A 22,143-nucleotide genomic window follows, 5' to 3' on the forward strand; every position below is an offset into this window, starting at 1 on the left:
AATTTATATGTCTTACAATTTCCGTTCTATATCGAACGGTATGTATGCATTAATAACAGTTCATATTTGTTCGTCAAATTTTTTCTATATATATTTTTTCTAATATATTCAGATACTTGCATACATTTATAACAGAACAGTTTTGTTGAGGTTTTGTTCATTTTGTGATAAAATAGCTATGGTTATTGTGAAATAAGGAAGAATTAGTTTGATTTCTGGAAAAAAATTAAAAAAGTTAAGACTTATGAGAAACTTAACTCAAAAAGAACTTGCCATTAAGTCTGGTTTGACAGATGCGGCTATAAGAAATTACGAGCTTGGAAATAGATCCCCAAGTAAAGAACAGTTACAAAAAATATCTGAAGTACTTGATTGCGATATATCAGCATTGATCGATCATGAACCTAATTCTATTTTTGAAATAATGCATATAATTTTTGATTATGCAAAAGACATGAAGTTTAGACCCTTAGCAGACGATGGAGAAATGACAGGGCTCTTATCAAATGATGTAGACTTCAATAATTTTCTAATAGAATGGAATGAAATGAGGAAGAAACATTACAACGATGAAATAACGGACGAAGAATTTGAAGATTGGAAACTGTCGTTTCCTAAGAAATCTAAACAATTGAGGAAGTAAACATGGGATTATTTAAAATCGAAATAAACATAAGTGAAAATCTATTCGAAAATGAAGAAAATAAAGAAATAATCTATTACAGCAGAAATGGAAAAGATTTTACAGATAATATTTCCTTTAATATGAATAAAATTATTATCACTGGTACAAGATCTAAACAAATTAAAATTGATAATTTATTAGAAAGTGTAAACAGTACCTATTATTATAATATTATTAAAGCTTTACTTTACACATATTTTGAAAAAGATAAATTTCAAGTCGAATCTATAAAAATATACATAGATAAGGTTGAACAAAAAGGTTACAAAAAAACAGAAATAATACAAGAATTTAATTATGAACGCCTTATTTATATAAATTCCGAAAAACTCTTTCGTGATAAAAAAACATCCGATACTGCAATGAATGCTCTAATGAACTTAACTTTATCTTTCAGCAAAAAAGACCTTCAATTTGACTTTTCATGGAAATGTTTTAACACATTAATCAGAGAAGTATTCGAAGAGTCTAATGACTTTGAGATGTTAAAAAAACTAAGATTAGATTTAGAAGAGAATTACATTGATTATCCAAACATATCTTCTTTTATTCCTAATATGGATGCCCCTTATATGAGCGCTTGCCGTTTAACTGCAATGATATGCAATAATTTCCCAAAAGGAAACATCAAAAAGCAAAACAAACTGGAAGAGTTCTTTAAGGAATTTACTGATTATAGAGTTGCCGAGGTTTTAAAAGAAAAAATGAAATGCAAAACAAAAGATTTAAATACTATTGGTAAATATACGGATGTTGAATCTTTCTATAGTCAACACATTGCCCAAAAAACCGAAAATGAAATTGATATAATAAGATTGGTTATTCTAAAATACGCTTATTATTTAAGGTGTAAATATTTCCATGGCGAAAAAATCCCTTCAACTTTTCTACTAGTAAACCATAATCAAGAAGAATTAAATAGAATTAGCATTCCTGTAAGAATTCTTTGCAAAGATTTAATTGAAAATAAACTATAAGAAATAGCTCCCGTCATTATTACGAGAGCTATTTTTTAAACCACTTGGAACTATTATTCAATTTATTCTTTTTTACAAATGTTCACATTTTAATCACAGTTACAGTTTTTCATCTTCTGTAACTGTTGAATTTACAAGGTTTTTTAGTTTTTTGTTACTATTCCCACTCGATTGTTGCAGGCGGCTTAGATGTAACGTCTAACACAACGCGATTAATCTGGCGACATTCGTTTGTGATTCGAGTAGAAATCTTTGCCAATACATCGTAAGGAACTCGCGACCAATCAGCAGTCATAGCGTCTTCCGAACTTACTGGTCGAAGCACGATTGGAGAACCGTATGTGCGCTCGTCTCCTTGAACTCCAACAGAGTGAACATCTGCCAAAAGCACAACTGGGCATTGCCAAATATCGCGATCTAATCCAGCTGCCGAAAGCTCTTCGCGCGCAATTGCATCTGCTTCTCTAAGCACAGCTAAACGCTCGCGAGTAATCTCGCCAACAATGCGAATTCCCAATCCTGGCCCTGGGAACGGCTGGCGCCACACAATAGCGTCTGGAAGCCCAAGCTCCGTACCAATTGCGCGAACTTCATCCTTAAACAAAGTGCGCAAAGGCTCAATAAGCTTAAACTTTAAGTCCTTTGGTAAGCCGCCAACATTGTGATGCGACTTAATGTTTGCAGCACCGTCTCCGCCGCCAGACTCAACAACATCTGGGTAAAGCGTGCCTTGTACAAGGAACTTAACTTCTGCTCCAGATTTTCCAGCTTCTTCAATAACTTGACGCTGTGCTTTTTCAAATGTGCGAATAAACTTTTCGCCAATAATCTTGCGCTTGCGCTCTGGCTCACTAACGCCTTTAAGCGCATCTAAAAAGTCATCTTCTGCATCTACTGCAATAAGCTTGATTCCAGTTGCCTCAACAAAATCATGCTTAACTTGCTCAACTTCGCCTTTACGAAGAAGACCATGGTCTACAAAAACGCAAGTAAGCTGATCTCCGATTGCTTTATGCACAAGAGCTGCAGCAACAGCGGAATCGACTCCTCCAGAAAGTCCGCAAATAACTTGCGCATTGCCAACTTCTGCACGAATCTTTGCAACCTGATCTTCAATAATATTAGAAGGATTCCAATCATTTTCCAATCCTGCGCACTCGTGCAAAAATGTGGAAATAAGCTTTTGACCTAAAGGCGTATGCTTGACTTCTGGATGCCATTGCACTCCGTAAAGCTTGCGACTTTTGTCTTGCATAGCTGCAACTGGAGCACCTTGAGTGTGAGCAAGCACCTCGAATCCTTCTGGCGCGCTCTTAACTGCCACTCCGTGACTCATCCAAGTATTTTGATCTGCTGGAGAATTGGCGAGTAATCCTTCTGCATCGTCAATAGTTGCATGCGTTTTTCCGTACTCACCCAATGCTGCTTTGTCTACAACGCCACCAAGCTCGTGAGCCATAACTTGGAATCCGTAGCAAATTCCAAGCACTGGAACGCCCGCTTCAAAAATCTTTGTGTCAATTTTTGGCGCTCCTGGCTCATAAACGGAGGCAGGGCCGCCAGAAAGAATTATGGCTTTTGGATCTTTTGCCAGCATCTCCTCTACTGGCATGGAGTGTGGAACAAGCTCCGAATAAACGTTTGCTTCCCTCACTCTTCTAGCGATTAGCTGGGCATATTGGGCACCGAAGTCAACTACAAGTACCGGACCGTTTGCCATGATTCTCCTTATATATAAGAAACACATTTATAGGTGATTCAATTTATACTAATGGCGCTTTTAGACGTTGCGTTGTGCGAAACGCCGTAACTTAACAAATTATAAAAATTGTAAAAATAAACAACCTTTACATAACAAGAAAGTGAACATCAAACATAACATAATTGATACTTTTAAGGTGATTTTTGTTAACACTTTAACACATTTTTTCAACAAATTCGCACGTAGTAACTAATCAAACGCACAAAAGTCAAAAGCTGTTACTATACTGAAAAAGATGGAAAAAGAGGCGAATACATTTGTTTTTTGGCCTCTATAACCAAATGGTAATGATTAAAATCGCACTGAAAAGTGCTTGAGTACAGGAGTACACATGACGAGTCCTGTTATTGGCACCCCTTGGAAGAAGCTTAACGCTCCAGTTTCCGAGGCGGCCATCGAAGGCGTAGACAAGTATTGGCGCGTTGCTAATTACCTCGCTATCGGTCAGATTTATCTTCGCAGCAATCCTCTAATGAAGGAGCCATTCACTCGCGAAGATGTTAAGCATCGTCTAGTCGGCCACTGGGGTACAACTCCAGGCCTTAACTTCCTTATTGGACACATCAACCGCTTTATTGCTGATCACCAGCAGAACACAGTGATTATCATGGGTCCAGGCCACGGCGGCCCAGCTGGTACTGCTCAGTCTTATCTTGACGGTACCTACACTGAGTACTATCCAAAGATCACCAAGGACGAAGCTGGTTTGCAGAAGTTCTTCCGCCAGTTCTCTTACCCAGGCGGCATTCCTTCTCACTTTGCTCCAGAGACCCCAGGCTCAATCCACGAAGGTGGCGAGCTTGGTTACGCTCTCTCCCACGCTTACGGCGCTGTTATGAACAACCCGAGCTTGTTCGTTCCAGCAATCGTTGGCGATGGCGAAGCTGAAACTGGTCCTTTGGCTACTGGTTGGCAGTCCAACAAGCTCGTGAACCCACGTACCGATGGTATTGTGCTTCCAATCTTGCATTTGAACGGCTACAAGATTGCTAACCCAACCATTCTTTCCCGTATTTCCGACGAAGAGCTTCACGAGTTCTTCCACGGCATGGGCTACGAGCCATACGAGTTCGTTGCTGGCTTCGATGATGAGGATCATCTTTCCATTCACCGTCGTTTTGCCGATATGTTTGAAACCATCTTCGATGAGATTTGCGATATTAAGGCCGAGGCTCAAACTAACGACGTAACTCGCCCTTACTACCCAATGATTATCTTCCGCACTCCAAAGGGTTGGACTTGCCCGAAGTTCATCGACGGCAAGAAGACCGAAGGTTCTTGGCGTGCACACCAGGTTCCACTGGCTTCCGCTCGCGATACCGAAGCTCACTTCGAGGTTTTGAAAAACTGGATGAAGTCCTACAAGCCTGAAGAGCTCTTCGACGAAAAGGGTGCTGTTAAGGAAGACGTTCTTTCCTTCATGCCAAAGGGTGAACTCCGTATTGGCGAAAATCCAAACGCCAACGGTGGTCGTATTCGCGAAGATCTTAAGCTTCCAAATCTTGAAGATTACGAAGTCAAGGAAGTTAAGGAATTCGGTCACGGCTGGGGTCAGCTCGAAGCTACCCGTCGTCTTGGTGTTTACACTCGCGACATCATCAAGAACAACCCAGATTCCTTCCGTATCTTCGGCCCAGATGAGACCGCTTCCAACCGTTTGCAGGCTGCTTACGAAGTAACCAACAAGCAGTGGGACGCAGGCTACCTTTCTGGCTTAGTCGACGAGCACATGGCTGTTACTGGCCAGGTTACCGAGCAGCTTTCCGAGCACCAGATGGAAGGCTTCCTCGAGGGCTACTTGCTCACTGGTCGTCACGGCATTTGGAGCTCTTACGAGTCCTTCGTACACGTTATCGACTCCATGTTGAACCAGCACGCAAAGTGGCTTGAGGCTACCGTTCGCGAGATCCCATGGCGTAAGCCAATCTCCTCTGTGAACTTGCTTGTATCCTCTCACGTATGGCGTCAGGATCACAACGGCTTCTCGCACCAGGATCCAGGCGTAACCTCCGTGCTCTTGAACAAGACCTTCAACAACGATCACGTAATCGGCATTTACTTCCCAGTAGATTCCAACATGTTGCTTGCTGTTGCTGAAAAGGCTTACAAGTCCACCAACATGATTAACGCCATCTTCGCTGGCAAGCAGCCAGCTGCTACTTGGTTGACTCTCGACGAAGCTCGTGAAGAGCTCGAGAAGGGTGCTGCTGAGTGGAAGTGGGCTTCCAACGCTAAGAACAATGACGAAGTTCAGGTTGTTCTTGCTGGTGTTGGCGATGTTCCACAGCAGGAATTGATGGCTGCTGCCGACAAGTTGAACAAGCTTGGCGTTAAGTTCAAGGTTGTTAACGTTGTTGACTTGCTCAAGTTGCAGTCCGCTAAGGAAAACAACGAAGCTTTGACTGACGAAGAGTTCACTGATCTCTTCACTGCCGATAAGCCAGTCCTCTTCGCTTACCACTCCTATGCACATGACGTTCGCGGCTTGATTTACGATCGTCCAAACCACGACAACTTCAACGTTCATGGCTACAAGGAGCAGGGCTCCACCACCACGCCATACGATATGGTTCGCGTGAACGACATGGATCGTTACGAGCTTACCGCTGAAGCGTTGCGCATGGTTGATGCCGCTAAGTATGCCGACGAAATCAAGAAGCTCGAGGACTTCCGCCTCGAAGCCTTCCAGTATGCAGTCGACAAGGGTCTTGATCACCCAGACTACACCGATTGGGTATGGCCAGGCGTTAAGACCGACAAGCCAGGCGCTGTTACCGCAACCGCCGCAACCGCCGGCGATAACGAGTAGTTTTAAGCTATCAACGCTAAAATTGCTTAGCTGATTTTTAGGGAGTCAATCGAAAGGTTGGCTCCCTAAAAAAATTAGTCGCACAAAAAAATTAATAATAAAACACATAAAAAATCAAAATTTCCGCTTGTTGTTTTGCAAATAGCCTTAAAATAGCTAAGGATTCTTCGTTCGATATGCAATTTTCAACGTTGAAATACGGAGAATAGTAAAAACGAAAATGCAAAGCAAAATAAAAATGCAAAGCAAAATAGAATAAACACAGACGCATCAAAGGAGAAAAGTCGTGTCGTTAGTTAACGTAACTATTATTAGCGCAGATTGCGCGCAAAGTCGCAATGTTGTAGCACTAGGAGTTACAAAAGCTCTTTCTAATCATTATTCAACAACTGTTTTTAGGCCATCCGCAAAACATGATGACGCATTTACAAGCGAATTGATAGCCGCAAGCAACACAAAACCAACGCTGGAACAAGTAATCGCAGCATGCCCATGCGCAGTTCGTAAAAACAAAGACACACTAAGAGGAGACATTGTAGCTAGTTACAACGAGCTGATTAGCGCAACAAACGCTCAAGGATGCGTTATTGTAGCAAGCGATTCTACTTCTGTATTTGACCCAGACTTATTTAGATTTGATGCATCTGTTGCAGCAGACTTAGCTTCCCCAGTGTTCTTAAGCGTTTGCGCAGAAGGCAGAGATAGTAAGCAAATCTTGCAAACAATCGAAGCACAATCCGCAAGCGTTAGCAAAGAATACACAAAAGTATTTGGCATTTTTGTAACTGATTGCAAAGAAGACTTAGCAAAAGAATTAAAAGAAGACTATGCTCAAAGCAATAATGGCACTCCACTTTGGACTTTGCCTTCTATAAGCGAATCAGAGTTTAATAAATTCAGCGATTACGTTGAAAACGAAGAAATCATTAGCGCTTTGCAACAGCCATTTGCCGCTCCTACTACCCCATACGCCTTCCAATACAGCCTGCTTGGAAAAGCTAAAGCAAATAAGAAAACAATAGTGCTCCCAGAAGGCGAAGAAGACCGCATTCTAAAAGCAGCTGATTATTTGCTAGAGCGAGACATTGTAAACCTCGTTATTGTTGGAGAACGCGAATCTATTCTTGCAAGAGCACAAGAGCTTGGATTAAAGTCTCTTAGCAAAGCAAGCTTCCAATCTATGAGCGACGAAGAGATTCTTAGCAAAATGATTAGCAAGCTTTGCGAATTGCGCGCAAAGAAAGGCATGACAGAAGATCAAGCTAGAGAACAGCTTAAAGACGCAAGCTATTTTGGCACAATGCTAGTGGTACTTGGATTAGCAGACGGACTTGTTTCTGGCTCTGTTAACTCAACGGCAAATACCGTTCGCCCTGCTCTTCAAGTTATTAAAACTAAGCCTGGATCTAAGCTTGTTTCTGGCGCATTCATTATGTGCTTTAAGGATCATGTGGCAGTATTTGCAGATTGCGCAATCAACCTTAATCCAGACGCGCAACAGCTTGCAGATATTGCTCTTCAATCCGCACAAACCGCTAAAGCTTTTGGCTTAGATCCTAAAGTTGGCATGCTATCTTACTCCACTCTTGGATCTGGAAAAGGCCCAGACGTTGATCTGGTAGAAGAAGCAACAAAGATTGTAAAAGAAAGCGACCCAGACTTAAAGGTTGTTGGATCTATTCAGTTTGACGCTGCGTGGTCCGAAACTGTTGCTGCGTCCAAAGCTAAAGGCAATGATGTTGCAGGCCACGTAAATGTGTTTGTGTTCCCAGACTTATGCGCTGGAAACATTGGATACAAGGCCGTTCAGCGCTCCAGCGGCGCTTTGGCTGTTGGACCAATCCTGCAAGGCTTAAACAAGCCTGTTAACGACTTGTCTAGAGGCGCATTGGTTCAAGATATTATTAACACTATTGCTCTTACGGCTTTGGAAGCGCAATTCTAATAATCGCAAGCATTAATCGCAAGAAATAATTTAATAATCGCAAGTTCTTACAATGATTTGCAAATATAATAATAAGTAAATACAAAAGCATTTATTGGCATTCATTGTAGGAACTTGCATGTACACTTAAACGTGGCAATTTACTAGCCTTATCAACACTTTATGGAGGATGCCCTCATGGCAAAAACCGTTCTTGTTATCAATTCTGGTTCTAGTTCTATTAAGTACCAGCTCGTCGATTTGGAAAGCGGCGAAGGCATTGCATCTGGTATTGTAGAAAAAATTGGCGAACCAGTTGACGGACACTACAAGCACGTATTCAATGGCGAAAAGCATGAGTTTGACGAGCCAGTGCACGATCACGAGCAAGGCTTAAAGCGCGTACTCGGCTTCTTCGAGGAATATGGTCCAAATCTTTCCAAGTCTGGAATCGTAGCTGTTGGACACCGCGTTGTTCAGGGTGGCTTAACATTCCCTAAGCCTGCATTAGTGAACAAAAAGACCATTAATAAGGTGAAGGATTTGGCTGTTTTGGCTCCACTTCACAACGGACCAGAAGCTGTTGGCGCTGAAGTCATGACTGAACTTTTGCCAGATGTTCCACAGATTATGGTGTTTGACTCTTCGTTCTTCCACGATTTGCCACAGGTTGCTGCGACTTACGCATTGAACAAAGATATTGCAAACCAGTACCACATTCGTCGCTATGGCGCTCACGGCACTTCCCACGAATACATTGGCTCTGTAGTTCCAAGCGTTGTTGGAAAGCCTGCAGAAGGTTTGAAGCAGATTGTTTTGCACATTGGTAACGGTGCTTCTGCTTCTGCTCAGGTTTCTGGCAAGCCAATTGAAACTTCTATGGGCTTAACACCTCTCGAAGGTTTGATGATGGGCGGCCGCACTGGAGATATTGACCCAGCTGTAGTGTTCCACCTTATTCGCAATGCTCACATGAACGTAGACGAGCTTGATACGCTCTTTAACAAGCGTTCTGGCATGATGGGCATGACTGGCCACGGCGATTTGCGCGATATTCATAAGCTCATCGCAGAAGGCGACGAAGATGCTAAGCTTGCTCTTGGCGTGTACGTTCACCGCATTGTTGGCTACATTGGCAACTACACAGCTCAAATGGGCGGCGTAGACGTAATCACATTCACTGCTGGCGTTGGCGAAAACGACGAGATTGTTCGCGCTCTTGTGTGCGAAAAGCTTGCTCCATTCGGCGTTAAGCTCGATAAAGAGAAGAACTTGGTTCGTTCTAAGGAGCCACGCATCATTTCCACTCCAGATAGCTCTGTGATTATTGCTGTAATCCCAACTAACGAAGAGTTGGCAATCGCTCGAAAGTCTGCACAAATCGCAGAAGCTGGAGTCGATTCTTACGGCAACAAGTTTGAGCGCTGAATCGTAGTGTAAAACAACGTAACGTAAAAACGTAACACATAAATAATCCCGGGTTAAAAAAAAACTCGGGATTATTTGTTATTTAGGCTCACTATTTAGGCTCACTATTCGAGCATCTTATTCCACATACCAGGAAAATCAGGGATTGTTTTGCGCGTAGTGGCAATATTTTTTACGCTTATATTAGATATACGAAGACCTAACATTGATGCAAAAGTTGCCATTCTGTGATCCGCATAAGTCTCCATCACTTCCCCATGCATATTTTTGCTAGGAATAATACGAATTCCATCTTCTAGCTCTTCTGCGCCTATTCCAACGCGATTTAGTTCCGTAACTATTGCACTCAAGCGATTCGTTTCGTGACCTCTTAAATGCGCAATACCGTGCAACTCGCTTACACCGTCTGCAAACGCAAGAATCGCAGCAATACTTGGAGCAACCTCGCCAGCAGCAGCCAAATCAAGCGACTTAATGGCATGAATTTTGCCGCTTCCAGTTACGCACAATGTTGAAGAATCTGCACTAGAATGCTCAAAAACAATTTTTGCACCCATTTGCTCAAGAATCCCAGGCAACAATCCCCCAGGCTGAGTAGTTTTAAGCGGCCAATTAGGGATTTTAACGCATCCGCCAGCAATCAACGCTGCTCCAATAAAAGGCGCTGCGTTAGAAAGATCTGGCTCTACAACAACTTCATCCGGCAAAGTCAAATCATGCTCTTTAACACGCCATACTCCGCTTTCTGGCATATCTACTACTCCGCCAGCTTTGCGCACATCTTCCATTGTCATTTGAATATGAGGCATACTAGGCAATTTGCTTCCAATATGCTCTATTTGTAATCCTCCTGGAACGCGAGATGCAATTAGCAGCAGCGCAGATATAAATTGAGACGATGACGAAGAGTCAATGCGAATAACGCGATTATTGCAAGAATTCTGCGCACTATTTACACCATACGATTCAAGATTTTTAGGCGGAATAACACTAAATGGTAAGAATCCAACTTTTCCGTGATATACGATTTTTGCGCCCAACTGCTCCAATCCATCTAGAACAGGCTTCATTGGACGAGCATACGCTTGCTCATCTCCATCAAATTTCACACAATTATTTGCAAACAGCGCTAAAGCCGTTACAAAACGCATAACCGTTCCAGCTAAACCACAATTAACAACCGCACAATCATCTACGCTAAAAACGCCATTTTTGGGCGGAATAACACAAACTGTAGTGCCATCGCAGCTTAGCAAATCGCATTTAACTCCAAATACGCTTAGCGCGTTAATCATAAGTTCCGTATCTCTTGATCTCAGCAATCCCTTTAGAACAACTGGCTTACTTCCAAGAGCTGCCAAAATCAAATATCGATTAGACAATGATTTGCTTCCAGGAATATTCACTGTTGCATTCAAAGGAGTATTGCATGATGGAGCTTGCCAAACATCATCATGATTATAAGGATTCATTATTCCGCTCATATTATGAATACTATCTATAAATATGTACGCATTGTAATTTTCAAAATGATTTACACAATGCTTTACATACGAATAAACGCATTATGCCAATATCCTGTTTGTATTGAAGCATATAAAGCAATAGTAGGAACAGCAATGCAAATTGCATAAAATATCCAATCGTATGCTGTTAACTTCGATTTTCGTGCTGGAACACGTTTAATACTACTTCCAAAAGCCCTAGCTTCCATAGCTGTAGCAAGTTTAGTGCCTCTGCGAATAGATAACACGAGCAAACCAAAAGATTGCGAAAGCATACGCTGCAACGCTTTACCATCCGATATACCACGAGACCTTCGAGCTAAACCAAAAGCGCGCCAATCATTTTGCAATAGACTAAACATTCTCAATCCAGCTAATGCTCCGTACACAAATCGTGGAGAAAAATGCAAAATCTGCACTAAGCCGTCTGCTAAATCAGTTGGATCTAATCCAATGGCTAATATAACGCCTGGAACTGCTACAGATGCAACACGAACAAACGTACAAATTGCCAAATACAATGATCCTTGGCTTATATGCATCCAGCCAAACTTAAATATATCATCTCCAGAACTTTGACCATATAAAAGAACCGATATAAAACTACCCGAAGCAGCAATCCAAACTGGCCAAGTATGGCGTAAAACATACCAAGGAGTTACTCCAGCAATTGCAAATAACAGTATATCTAAACCGAATGCAATAGAAGCTGAAACAATATCTAATGTAACAAACATAGGCAAGCAAAGTAGCAGCGCTCCAATAAAACGGCTTATTGGATTGAGCCTACGAATAAACCAAGAAGGCGAAACTAGTCGTTCACTTTCTAAACGTTTAGAAGATGCAGTTACATCAATATGCGAAACTTTCAATAAATTTTCAAAGTCTTTAACTTGGATTCTAGACGATTCTTCTACACTACTAGTTTTATTCACTTCTACTCATTCCCTTCACTATAGTTATGAGCGGACACTGCGATTTTTTCGTGACTCAACTCTTATTACTCTGGCATCTAAAGACTTTACAAGCTCATCATCGTGAGTAACAACAATCACCGCTGAGCCACTATCGCGTATTTGCGCAATAAGTTTCACCATTGCTGTCCAAGTTTTAAAATCTTGTCCAAAAGTAGGCTCATCCATAATAACAACGCGTGGAGCAGCAGCTAAAAGCGTAGCTACAGAAAGTCTACGTTTTTCTCCTCCAGATAATGTATAAGGATTAGCAAGAGCAAAACGCTTCAAATCCATACGTTCAAGCATGCTATCGGCAATATCGTAAGATTCCTTTTCGCTTTTTCCTTGCTTTTTAGGGCCTAAAGCAACTTCGTCTCTTACAGACGATGTTATAAATTGATGCTCTGGCTCCTGAAACACCATGCCAACTCGCCCTAGTAATTCTTGACTTTTCCAAGTAAAAAGATTATTTTTACGTCGTTTCGGCACATACTTTTCCATCATGCACACACTGCCAGCAATTGGTTTTAATAAGCCTGCAAGCGTTAACGCTAATGTGGTTTTACCAGCACCATTAGGTCCCATTAAAGCCGTTACTTCGCCAAAACGAAAAGCTACATTAACATGTTCCGCTAGTGGCAGAGTTCTTCCAAAAGAGCAATCATTTGTATAGAGCGCAACAGATTCTTCCGTATCTTTGATTTCGTCTTTTATTTCGTCTTTGATCTCGCCATCGCAATGTTTAGGAGCAAAAGATTTAACTGTTCTTCCTGGAACCCAAGCACCACCTTTTGCAAGCATATCGCCATACTTTTCAAAAACATCCTCAGGCTTACCGTCTGCAATAACGCATCCTACATTTGAATCATTATTATTTTCATCTTTTCCAATAACAATAACTCTATCAATCAAATCCAGCCACACATCAATATGATGTTCAACTACAATCATTGTAGAACCTGTTTTTTTAAGAATATTCGCTACAGCATCATGAACTTGCTGAACACCTTCAGGATCTAGATTGGCTGTAGGCTCATCTAAAAGCAGTAACCCAGGATGCATTGCAAGCACTCCTGCTAAAGCAAGACGTTGCCTTTGGCCTCCCGATAAAGATTGTGTTGAGCGTCTAAGACCCTGACTTCCTTGAGTAATATTGTCTAATCCAACAGCTTTTAGCGAAAGCTTTACGCGATTCCAAGTCTCTTCGCTATTAACTCCAAGATTCTCACTTCCAAAAGCTACGTCGTCGCCTACTCTTTCAAGAATGATTTGAGAATCAGGATCTTGCATAACAAGTCCAACTTTTCCGCGAGCATCTCTAGCATGAACGCCACCGATTAGAAGGCTACCTTCTTCCATGCCTTCTGTTTCATCACCTAAAACACCTGCTAAACCAGCCATAAACGTGCTTTTTCCAGCGCCAGAAGCACCTAAAAGCAAAACATGTTCACCAGGCTTAATATCAATATTTACATTCCTCAACACAAAATCTTTGCGAGTAGCGTGTCTCCAACCCCAGTCTTTAGCAACTACGCTCGCTGGAGTCCATTCAGTCTTATTCACAAATTGCATACAAACAAACTTTCATTGCATAGCAAAATTTTCATTGCATAGCAAAATCTAAAATATAAAAATTGCATAACACAATTTCAAAAAATATAAAGTAAAACAAATACGAAATATAAGCATCATACGAGTAAACTACCGTGTTTTTGCATTTTGCGCATTAAACACGATAGTTTACAAGTTGCAATTAGTACTTAGATATAACTCACACTAATGCTTGAGGACGCCCTGACTCAAAACGATCAAGCACACCCGTTGCAGCTAATGCCTTTTGAACAAACCACACTACAACGCCTGCAACAATAAGACCAGAAATAATAGAAGTAATGAGATTTGCAACAATATATTGAGCGCTCCAGCCTTGACCGCCACTAACCCAATTGTAGATAAAGCAAGCTACGCCTGCTAACGATCCAGATATTGCAGTGGAAAGCAGATTCCATGTTTTGTACATAAAGAAAATGAATGCAAGTTCAGCGCCAACGCCTTGAATAATACCGACGATTAACGATCCGCCAACACCCCATTGATTTCCTAACATAAGTTCCACAAAAGCAGCAAGCGTTTCGGCAAACAATGCAGCACCAGGCTTACGCACGATTATTGCAGCTAAAGGTCCAGCAAAAAGCCAAAAACCATTAGATAAGCCTTCAGCACCAGGCAATAAGCTTGCAAAAAGATTAGTAGGAGCTGCGCACACAATATCCCAAGCCCAGAATAATACGCCAGATGCAACAGCGATAATAGCAGCTATGACGATATCAAGAATACGCCAGCGATTAGAATGTTCCATTGAAACATTAGTCATAATAAGTGCCTTTCTTCAATATTGAAAGATTTGGGCACGGGAAAAGAGCGACATCCGTTGCTAATATTACTTAGCACACGTTCAATCGGTCGAAGCTTTCGCTTCCTCTCAGCCAAAACGGCTCCCGAGTCAAATATTTATAATCACAGTGTAAGAATCTAACACAAATAATGCACCAAAAACTCACCTATACAAGAATACACATAGAGTGCTTTTTTGTATAGTAGATGTTCAAAAAACAAGCAGATATAAAAAAGTCGGGGTGACAGGATTCGAACCTGCGACATCCTGCTCCCAAAGCAGGCGCGCTACCAAACTGCGCTACACCCCGATGCTTTCTAGCTGATTACCAGCTCCAAGCACAATCAAATACAATAGCGCACATTGCAGACAAACGCAAATTTGCAACACGCGCGATAGAATAGAACAAGCATTGAAAAATAGGAAACGGATTTTAGAGGTTAGCATGGGGCGTTTTCAACGTGCGGAGGCAGCTGGATTAATCGCTTTTCTAGCGTGCGCATTATTTGGCATGATTGTAATGTCTATATACATAAACACAATGCCAGCAATATGGCAAGTTACACAACGCTTGTTTACAATGGCGTCTGGAGTTGTAGCAGCTTGCAGCATGTGCACTTTTGTAGTCGGATATTTAAGAACACACAAAGGAATACTTAAAAAGAATTGGTTACAAATTGCAAAACACGCTTTTGAAATAATCGCTCTTTCTACGATTTATGGCGCAACAATGCTACTTATGTCTTTTGCTCTTCTCTCTATAATCAACAGCATTATTGGAAGAAGTGCCGTAAACACTTATCTTCCTGTTCTTTGTTGCGCATTAAGTGGAATTGTTGGATATGCAACTCTTGTACAAGCAGAACTTTTAGAAGCAAAAACCGTTGCTTCACTTCTTCCACTATTTGTGATTTCTGGAGCTGCAACAGCTGGATTAACTTCCGATGACCCGTATTGGTATAACAATAACTTCTCTCAGCTAGGAGACAGAACAACGTTTGCAGCAAGCATGTTTAACGCAACGCTGATTCTAGCTGGAATATGCATTATTATTACAAGCTACTTTGCTATAACCGAGTTTGTTGCAACACAGCACGAAATCTTGCAAAATAAGGGCACTAACGCTACAAAGCATTTTAAAACTCGAACAACTATTATGGCAGCTTTGCTAATTCTTGGAGGAATAGCATTTATTGGAATCGGAACGTTCCGCTACACTCCTCACCCAGTTATACACGATTTATGTGCTAGAGGCGTTACTGGCCTTATTTGCACAATGCTTATATGCCTTCCATGGCTTGCTCCTAGACTTTCTAAAACATTCTACGTTGCTTCGGATTTAGCTGTTATTCTTACTGCTTGGGTTGGAAACCAATGGGTTCATGGCAATAACACTTTAACAAATGTAGAAGCTTTGTCTTGTTTACTATTTTTAGGGTGGATAATAGTGTTTTCAAGACAAGTCGCAGCTATGCAAAGCGACCGTTTAAGGTCTTAAGTCAAATCTTAAATAATGCATTAAATAATGTCTTAAATCAAAGTATTAAATCAAGATATTAAAAATGTGACCTACAACCAGCTAAAATCAGCAAAATCGTAGGTCACAATTAATTAATTTGCTTATATTATTCTTTATATTCTTAATATTATTCTTGCTTTTCACTCATAAGAAGAAGGAAGCTTCTTGATTGAGCAACAATATTAAAACCAGATTCGTAATGCAATTGCGGACCTTTTGGATTATGAGTGTCTACAACAAGAGTCCACTTTTCGCCATAACGCTTATCTGGCAAAGTGAAAGTTATAGGCTCGTAATGCGCGTTGAAAATAAGAATAAAGTCATTATCAACCATTCTACTTCCATACCAATCGGTTTCTGGAATATCTGAACCGTTCAAATAAATCATCACCGAAAGCGCGTGAGTATTACTCCAAGCTTCCATATCCATTACGGAACCTGTGTGATCAAACCACTCTACTTGCGGAATCTCTGAAGCATCATCCGAAGGCATACGACCAATAAAGAACCTACGCCTATGCAAAACAGGGTGATCTAGTCTTAAATGAATAAGCTTAGAAACAAAGTCAAACATATCTTTTTGAGTGGAATCAAAATCCCAATTAATCCAAGAAATAGCATTATCTTGGCAATATGCGTTGTTGTTTCCATTTTGAGTACGCATAATCTCGTCTCCAGCGCAAATCATAGGAATGCCCTGGCTCATTAGCAAAGTTGAGAAAAGATTTCGCATTTGGCGCCAACGAAGCTCGTTAACATCGTGAATATTTGTAGGGCCTTCTACCCCGCAATTCCACGAACGATTGTCGTTAGCACCGTCGTTATTGCCTTCCTTATTTGCTTCATTATGCTTTTCGTTGTAGCTCACCAAATCGTTCATAGTAAAACCATCGTGAGCAGTAATAAAGTTTACGGAAGCTACAGGCTTACGACCATTTTGCTCATATAAATCGGAGCTTCCCATAAGTCGGCTTGCAAACTCTGGCAAAGTCGAAGGCTGCGAGCGCCAAAAATCACGCACGCAATCGCGGTATCGGCCATTCCACTCAGACCAGCTTGGAGGGAATCCGCCAACTTGGTATCCGCCAACGCCAATATCCCAAGGCTCTGCAATAAGTTTTACGCTAGAGATAATAGGGTCTTGCTCAATAATGTCGAAGAATGCAGAAAGCTTATCTACTTCTTGGAATTGACGAGCTAGCGTTGCAGCCAAGTCGAATCTAAATCCATCAACATGCATTTCGGTTACCCAATATCGCAAGCTATCTGTGATTAGTCGCAAGGCTTTAGGAGATCGCATAAGAAGCGAGTTTCCTGTGCCAGTAGTGTCAAAATAATGACGCTGATCGTTGTCTACTAGGCGATAGTAAGCACGATTGTCGATTCCCCTAAAGCTTAATGTTGGACCTCTATCGTTTCCTTCTGCAGTGTGATTGTAAACAACGTCTAGAATAACTTCCATTCCTGCAGCATGATATGCCTTAACCATTGCCTTAAACTCGTTTACTTGCTCGCCGCGCTGACCAGAGCTTGAATACGAGTTTTGAGGAGCAAAGAAGCCAATAGTGTTATATCCCCAATAGTTGCTCAAGCCTTTATTTTGTAAGAAAGAATCGTTTACAAATTGATGAATAGGCATAAGCTCAATGGCAGTAATTCCAAGCTTTTTTAAGTAAGATATTACGCTTGGATGAGCTAATCCAGCATACGTTCCGCGGATTTCGGGAGGAACATTACGATTTAGATTCGTCATTCCTCTAACATGAGCTTCGTAAATCACGCTATCGTGATACGGAATCATTGGGTGCTGGTCGTTTCCCCAATCAAAATATGGGTTTATAACAGCAGCTTTCATAGTGTGATCTGCAGAATCCAAAGTGTTCATTGCTGCTAAATCATCAGGATTTGCAAACCAATAAGAAAACAGGCTCTCGTCGCCGTCAATATTTCCTTCTATTGCCTTTGCATAAGGGTCTAAAAGCAGCTTGTTTGGATTACACCACAATCCATGATTTGGATCATACGGACCGTGAACTCTATAGCCGTATCTTTGGCCTGGCTGTATTCCAGATATGTAAGTATGCCAAACGTAAGAATTCTGCTCAGTCATATCGATGCGCGTTTCGTTGTCTTGCTCGTCAAACAAGCACAACTCAACATGCTTTGCTACTTCGGAAAACAATGCGAAGTTTACGCCCGCGCCATCGTAGGTAGCTCCAAGCGGATACATAGAACCTGGTCTAATTTGCATAATTCAAGTATTGCATATATTTATATAGTTTTCATCAATACATAAGGCGATTCTTAAAAAAGATTAAACTTTTGCATAATGCAAGCTTTTTTAGAAAATAAAAAAATCCTTTATTAAACAGTATGATTTTTCCCTAGATTAAAGGCAACACGCCGAAGTATAGCCTTTAACCACATTGCTCTAAAAAGCTAGAAAAAAGATTTTGAGCTTGATGAAATTGCATCATGATAAACGAAGAAGACATGATATTAGATATACAACAAGAAAATATACAACAAGAAGAGCTGCTAAGCCGCGTAGCAAAAGTCGAAGAACAACTATGCGACTTTTCAATACCAAATAAAACAATAGGCAGCCTTGGCGAAGAATACACGTCACTAAAACTAATGCTTAAAAATTGGATTTTGCTAGATAGAAATTGGCATAGTCGTTTTGGAGAGCTTGATGTTGTAATGATGAACACAGAAGGAATAATCGTATTTATTGAAGTAAAAACACGACGAAGCACAAGATTTGGTACCCCTTTAGAAGCAGTAACAGAAGAAAAACGCATAAAAACGCATAAAGCTGCATTTAATTGGCTAAAAAATCACAAAATGTTTAAGCATAGAAGAATACGATTCGACGTTGTATCAATACTTATTTCCAAAAACAAAAACATTCAAATACACCACATTTTAGGAGCATTCTAATGATTATTGGAAACGCATTATCTGTAGGACTACTTGGGTTAAAAGCCTTTACAATACAATTGCAAGCATTTATATCTAGCGGCCTGCCTGGATTCTCAATTATTGGACTTCCCGATACTTCTTTAAGCGAAGCAAGAGAACGAGTTAAATCGGCATATATGTCTTTGCGATGCGAATGGCCAGACACAAGGCTAACAGTAAATCTTTCTCCTGCTTCTATGCCAAAAAGTGGAGCATCTTACGACCTTGCAATCGCAGCAAGCATACTAAGCGCCAGAGGAATTATTCCACTTAATGAGCTAGAAAACACTATTATTTTAGGCGAGCTTAATTTAGACGGATCCGTTTTACCAATTCAAGGAATGCTGCCAATCGCACTATACGCTAAGCAAAAAAATATTACAAAAATGATTATTCCATACGGAAATCTTGAAGAAGCAAAGCTAGTAAATGGGATCGAAGCAATTGGGATTAAGCATATTTTGGATTTAGTAGACGAGCTAAATGGAAAATTAGAAGACGAAGCTAGGCCGATTGCCGAAAAGAACAGAGAACGCGCACTAAATGCGATTAACAAGTACGACCACATTAGAGTAGAAGAAAGAGAAAAAGCTGGCGATTTGCACAATGCTAATAGCAACGCAATTAAATTCCCGAGCAAAAATATGGCAGATAGCGTTGAGCCTGTAAATAACGATAAACCATTAAACGAAATTGGTGATATGTCGGAAGTATTAGGCCAAGAGCACACAAAGTGGGCTTTGCAAGTGGCGGCAGCTGGAGGACACCATGTTATGATGATAGGCCCTCCTGGGTCTGGAAAAACAATGCTAGCTTCTAGAATGCCAAGCATAATGTGCCCTCTTAACGAGCGAGAGCAGCTAGAAGTGGCATCTATTAGGTCGCTTTGCGGAACACTTCCCTACTACGGAATAACGGACGTTCCGCCTTTTGAAGCACCTCATCACACTTCTTCTGCAGCATCTCTTATAGGAGGCGGCGCAGGTTTAGCCAAGCCTGGAATCATAACTCGCGCGCATTGTGGAGTTTTATTTATGGACGAAGCTCCAGAATTTTCGCCACGAGTTTTGCAAACACTTAGAGAACCATTGGAATCTGGGCATATTGCTGTTTCTAGATCTAAAGGAACAACGCTATATCCTGCTAAATTCCAACTCGTTATAGCAGCAAACCCGTGCCCATGCGGATATGCGTACGGAAACGGAGAGCGATGCACTTGCAAAGAGAAGGAACGCATACGCTATTTTTCTAGACTTTCTGGACCAATTTTAGACAGGATTGATATTCAAATGGATGTTCCACCAGTAGAAAAAATCATAACCAGAAAAGCCATGTTAGAAAACGGCGCAAGTCAAATGTCGGAAAAGATTTTGACTAGCGCAATGATGCGTGAAAATGTAAAGAACGCAAGACTTGTTGCACAAGATCGTTTTAAGAAACTTGGTTGGAGTTGCAACGCTCAAGCTTCTGGAACGTGGCTTAGAAAATACACATCTCAAAAAGCGATTGAGCTTATAAATAAGTCTCTTGAAAACCACAAGTTGAGTTTACGCGGCGCAGATAGAGCACTTAGACTTGCTTGGACTTTGGCAGATCTTTGTGGTCGCACTTGCCCAGATTTAACCGATATGGCTCAAGCAATTAGCTTAAGGACAAGAATATGATTAGTACAGATAATGCAAATAATGCAAATGCTGTAAATATAGCCAATTCAGCAAATATAACAAACACGCAAACAAGTGATATTTATGCAATAAATGACGATACTTTAGCGCGAGCAATACTAACGTTTTGCGTAGATGGAGCAGACGCAATAATGTACACGCTTACTATAGGAACTGTTAATGCTACAAGCATTGTAGATGCACTATATTCTATTTGCGAATCAATCACTAAAAACACAAGCAAAATAAGCAATAAACAATTAGAGCTTGATTTTCCAACAAATAGTCATCAAAAAGATTCGAGCGAAAATAAACAGCAAGAATGCAATACCGATTCAAGCACAAACGATTTAGACAATGTGCTTACAAACATTATAAAAAATCACCCACAAATCAAAGTTTTAGAAAAATGCTTTTTGGAAGGTCTTAAAATTTGGGGCGGTAAAAGTGCAAACAATAAAAACGAAGTAAATAATTTTGCTGTATTGCATAAATCTGTTAAAAAATGGTGCCTACGAATGAAAAAACTACCTTTTTGGGATGCAAACAAACTCAAAAAATGGTTTAGCTCAAGCGGATCGCAATGGATTATATCTCCAAAAAGCAAGTATTGGCCTAAACAATTACAAGATTTAGCAACAAAATGCAAAGTTGCTCCCCCACTTTGCTTATGGGGAATTGGAGACCCAAACGCTCTTATTCAATGCAAACAACCACTTGCAATCGTTGGATCTAGAGGATGCAATGACTACGGGTACGAGCTTAGCTTTACTTTCGCAAAATCGTGCGCTAAAAAAGGGCACACAATTGTTTCTGGCGGAGCTTACGGAATTGACGCTGCAGCACATTGGGGAACACTAGATGCATTGGATTGCCATGCAATAAACGCAAGCCCTGTAGGCAAAACAATAGTCGTTTTTGCTGGAGGACTAAACAATATGGGACCAAGCAGCAATGCTCAACTTTTTAACGCAATACTTGCAAGCGGAGGCGCATGCATAAGCGAACTTTGCCCAGAAACTATTCCAGAAGCACGCAGATTCTTGTTAAGAAACCGCCTTATTGCAGCACTTGCAAGCAAAGTCATAGTTTCTCAAGCTAGATTAAGGTCGGGAGCATTAAACACAGCAAATTGGGCATTGGAACTAAACCGAGAATTATACGCAGTTCCTGGAGATGTAACTTTGCCAAATAATGCTGGATGCAACATGCTTATTCATGACGGAAAAGCTATGATGATATGCTCACACAGAGATATAGAAGACATCTACCCTAATTCACATCATTATTTGCCACATTCACTAAGTAATAACGAAAGTATTCCAGACACTTGCAATGATTTACAAAAGCTTATATTAAAAGCGATTCACAAATGCAAGCACAACAAAGTATGTGCAAATATAGACAATATTCACGAAGTTATTGCAAAATCAGAAACAAATGGCGATTTTTCAATATCGCAAATATCAGGAGAGCTTGCGATTCTTGAGCTAGATGGATTAATCAAAAGTCAAAATGGCGTTTTTAGCATAAATCGAAAAAAGACTTAAGTCTT

General features: G+C 40.8%; 15 protein-coding genes, 1 tRNA gene and 1 pseudogene. 10 read left to right on the plus strand and 7 right to left on the minus strand.

Going from position 1 to position 22,143, the window contains the following annotated elements:
• The first annotated feature begins 208 nt into the window (after positions 1-208).
• Together HXT30_RS03700 and HXT30_RS03705 are read left to right on the plus strand one after the other, a co-directional pair.
• On the plus strand, positions 209-643 hold the full coding sequence (locus HXT30_RS03700; protein WP_415701828.1) for a helix-turn-helix domain-containing protein: 435 nt from the start codon (positions 209-211) through the stop codon (positions 641-643).
• 2 nt (positions 644-645) lie between these two features.
• Positions 646-1,662 carry a hypothetical protein gene (locus HXT30_RS03705; RefSeq protein ID WP_415701827.1) on the plus strand — a complete coding sequence of 339 codons (1,017 nt, stop codon included), beginning with the start codon at positions 646-648 and terminating at the stop codon, positions 1,660-1,662.
• A 157-nt stretch (positions 1,663-1,819) separates the two neighbouring features.
• On the opposite strand, the gene guaA is transcribed toward HXT30_RS03705, so the two are convergent.
• The gene (gene guaA, locus HXT30_RS03710; protein ID WP_422111326.1) at positions 1,820-3,382 is read right to left on the minus strand and encodes a glutamine-hydrolyzing GMP synthase; all 1,563 of its coding nucleotides are present in this window, start codon (positions 3,380-3,382) and stop codon (positions 1,820-1,822) included.
• A 373-nt stretch (positions 3,383-3,755) separates the two neighbouring features.
• Here guaA and HXT30_RS03715 point away from each other — a divergent pair, with 373 nt between their 5' ends.
• The 3 genes from HXT30_RS03715 to HXT30_RS03725 all read left to right on the plus strand — a co-directional run bounded on the left by HXT30_RS03715 (position 3,756) and on the right by HXT30_RS03725 (position 9,585).
• Positions 3,756-6,233, plus strand: coding sequence for a phosphoketolase (locus tag HXT30_RS03715; RefSeq protein ID WP_116438546.1), 2,478 nt, complete (start codon positions 3,756-3,758; stop codon positions 6,231-6,233).
• Between the two features lie 286 nt (positions 6,234-6,519).
• Complete coding sequence (gene pta, locus HXT30_RS03720; RefSeq protein ID WP_422111327.1) at positions 6,520-8,178, plus strand: phosphate acetyltransferase; 1,659 nt, start codon at positions 6,520-6,522, stop codon at positions 8,176-8,178.
• A 177-nt stretch (positions 8,179-8,355) separates the two neighbouring features.
• Positions 8,356-9,585, plus strand: a complete 1,230-nt coding sequence (locus tag HXT30_RS03725) for an acetate/propionate family kinase (protein ID WP_004130229.1) — start codon at positions 8,356-8,358, stop codon at positions 9,583-9,585.
• A 104-nt stretch (positions 9,586-9,689) separates the two neighbouring features.
• Here HXT30_RS03725 and aroA read toward each other — a convergent pair whose 3' ends face one another.
• From aroA to HXT30_RS03750, 5 genes are all read right to left on the minus strand, one after another.
• A complete protein-coding gene (aroA, locus tag HXT30_RS03730) occupies positions 9,690-11,057 on the minus strand; it encodes a 3-phosphoshikimate 1-carboxyvinyltransferase (RefSeq protein ID WP_422111835.1) in 1,368 nt (455 codons plus the stop codon).
• A 74-nt stretch (positions 11,058-11,131) separates the two neighbouring features.
• Positions 11,132-12,025: an energy-coupling factor transporter transmembrane component T family protein gene (locus HXT30_RS03735; protein ID WP_422111328.1), complete on the minus strand. Its 894-nt coding sequence runs from the start codon at positions 12,023-12,025 to the stop codon at positions 11,132-11,134.
• A gap of 24 nt (positions 12,026-12,049) precedes the next feature.
• On the minus strand, positions 12,050-13,618 hold the full coding sequence (locus HXT30_RS03740; RefSeq protein ID WP_422111329.1) for an ABC transporter ATP-binding protein: 1,569 nt from the start codon (positions 13,616-13,618) through the stop codon (positions 12,050-12,052).
• Positions 13,619-13,817: 199 nt separating this feature from the next.
• A complete protein-coding gene (locus HXT30_RS03745) occupies positions 13,818-14,420 on the minus strand; it encodes an ECF transporter S component (RefSeq protein ID WP_016635674.1) in 603 nt (200 codons plus the stop codon).
• A 257-nt stretch (positions 14,421-14,677) separates the two neighbouring features.
• Positions 14,678-14,751 (minus strand) — tRNA-Pro (locus HXT30_RS03750).
• 135 nt (positions 14,752-14,886) lie between these two features.
• On the opposite strand from HXT30_RS03750, the gene HXT30_RS03755 reads away from it, so the two are divergent.
• A complete protein-coding gene (locus HXT30_RS03755; protein ID WP_016831854.1) occupies positions 14,887-15,939 on the plus strand; it encodes a hypothetical protein in 1,053 nt (350 codons plus the stop codon).
• Between the two features lie 148 nt (positions 15,940-16,087).
• On the opposite strand, the gene glgX is transcribed toward HXT30_RS03755, so the two are convergent.
• A complete protein-coding gene (glgX, locus tag HXT30_RS03760) occupies positions 16,088-18,211 on the minus strand; it encodes a glycogen debranching protein GlgX (protein WP_016635676.1) in 2,124 nt (707 codons plus the stop codon).
• A 224-nt stretch (positions 18,212-18,435) separates the two neighbouring features.
• On the opposite strand from glgX, the gene HXT30_RS03765 reads away from it, so the two are divergent.
• The 4 genes and pseudogenes from HXT30_RS03765 to HXT30_RS03780 all read left to right on the plus strand — a co-directional run bounded on the left by HXT30_RS03765 (position 18,436) and on the right by HXT30_RS03780 (position 22,138).
• Positions 18,436-18,903 (plus strand): YraN family protein, encoded by a 468-nt coding sequence (locus HXT30_RS03765; protein WP_415701817.1) that lies wholly within the window; start codon positions 18,436-18,438, stop codon positions 18,901-18,903.
• Positions 18,903-20,240, plus strand: a pseudogene (locus tag HXT30_RS03770) (YifB family Mg chelatase-like AAA ATPase); the annotation flags it as partial. The gene HXT30_RS03765 and the pseudogene HXT30_RS03770, both read left to right, overlap by 1 nt.
• Positions 20,241-20,309: 69 nt before the next feature.
• Complete coding sequence (locus HXT30_RS03775; protein WP_422111836.1) at positions 20,310-20,588, plus strand: hypothetical protein; 279 nt, start codon at positions 20,310-20,312, stop codon at positions 20,586-20,588.
• Positions 20,585-22,138 (plus strand): DNA-processing protein DprA, encoded by a 1,554-nt coding sequence (locus HXT30_RS03780; RefSeq protein WP_415684895.1) that lies wholly within the window; start codon positions 20,585-20,587, stop codon positions 22,136-22,138. The genes HXT30_RS03775 and HXT30_RS03780 overlap by 4 nt, the downstream gene beginning before the upstream one ends.
• Positions 22,139-22,143: the final 5 nt, after the last annotated feature.

It is taken from the genome of Gardnerella sp. DNF00571G (assembly GCF_049262695.1).
Taxonomy (GTDB): Bacteria; Actinomycetota; Actinomycetes; order Actinomycetales; family Bifidobacteriaceae; genus Bifidobacterium; species Bifidobacterium piotii.

Bases quoted from the DNA above. Each gene is read 5' to 3' on its own strand.
- HXT30_RS03775 (WP_422111836.1), top strand. From the start codon at position 20,310: ATGCGTGAAAATGTAAAGAACGCAAGACTTGTTGCACAAGATCGTTTT.
- HXT30_RS03725 (WP_004130229.1), top strand. From the start codon at position 8,356: ATGGCAAAAACCGTTCTTGTTATCAATTCTGGTTCTAGTTCTATTAAG.
- HXT30_RS03705 (WP_415701827.1), top strand. From the start codon at position 646: ATGGGATTATTTAAAATCGAAATAAACATAAGTGAAAATCTATTCGAA.
- aroA (WP_422111835.1), bottom strand. From the start codon at position 11,057: ATGAATCCTTATAATCATGATGATGTTTGGCAAGCTCCATCATGCAAT.
- HXT30_RS03755 (WP_016831854.1), top strand. From the start codon at position 14,887: ATGGGGCGTTTTCAACGTGCGGAGGCAGCTGGATTAATCGCTTTTCTA.
- HXT30_RS03715 (WP_116438546.1), top strand. From the start codon at position 3,756: ATGACGAGTCCTGTTATTGGCACCCCTTGGAAGAAGCTTAACGCTCCA.
- HXT30_RS03780 (WP_415684895.1), top strand. From the start codon at position 20,585: ATGATTAGTACAGATAATGCAAATAATGCAAATGCTGTAAATATAGCC.
- glgX (WP_016635676.1), bottom strand. From the start codon at position 18,211: ATGCAAATTAGACCAGGTTCTATGTATCCGCTTGGAGCTACCTACGAT.
- HXT30_RS03745 (WP_016635674.1), bottom strand. From the start codon at position 14,420: ATGACTAATGTTTCAATGGAACATTCTAATCGCTGGCGTATTCTTGAT.
- guaA (WP_422111326.1), bottom strand. From the start codon at position 3,382: ATGGCAAACGGTCCGGTACTTGTAGTTGACTTCGGTGCCCAATATGCC.
- HXT30_RS03740 (WP_422111329.1), bottom strand. From the start codon at position 13,618: ATGCAATTTGTGAATAAGACTGAATGGACTCCAGCGAGCGTAGTTGCT.
- HXT30_RS03765 (WP_415701817.1), top strand. From the start codon at position 18,436: ATGATAAACGAAGAAGACATGATATTAGATATACAACAAGAAAATATA.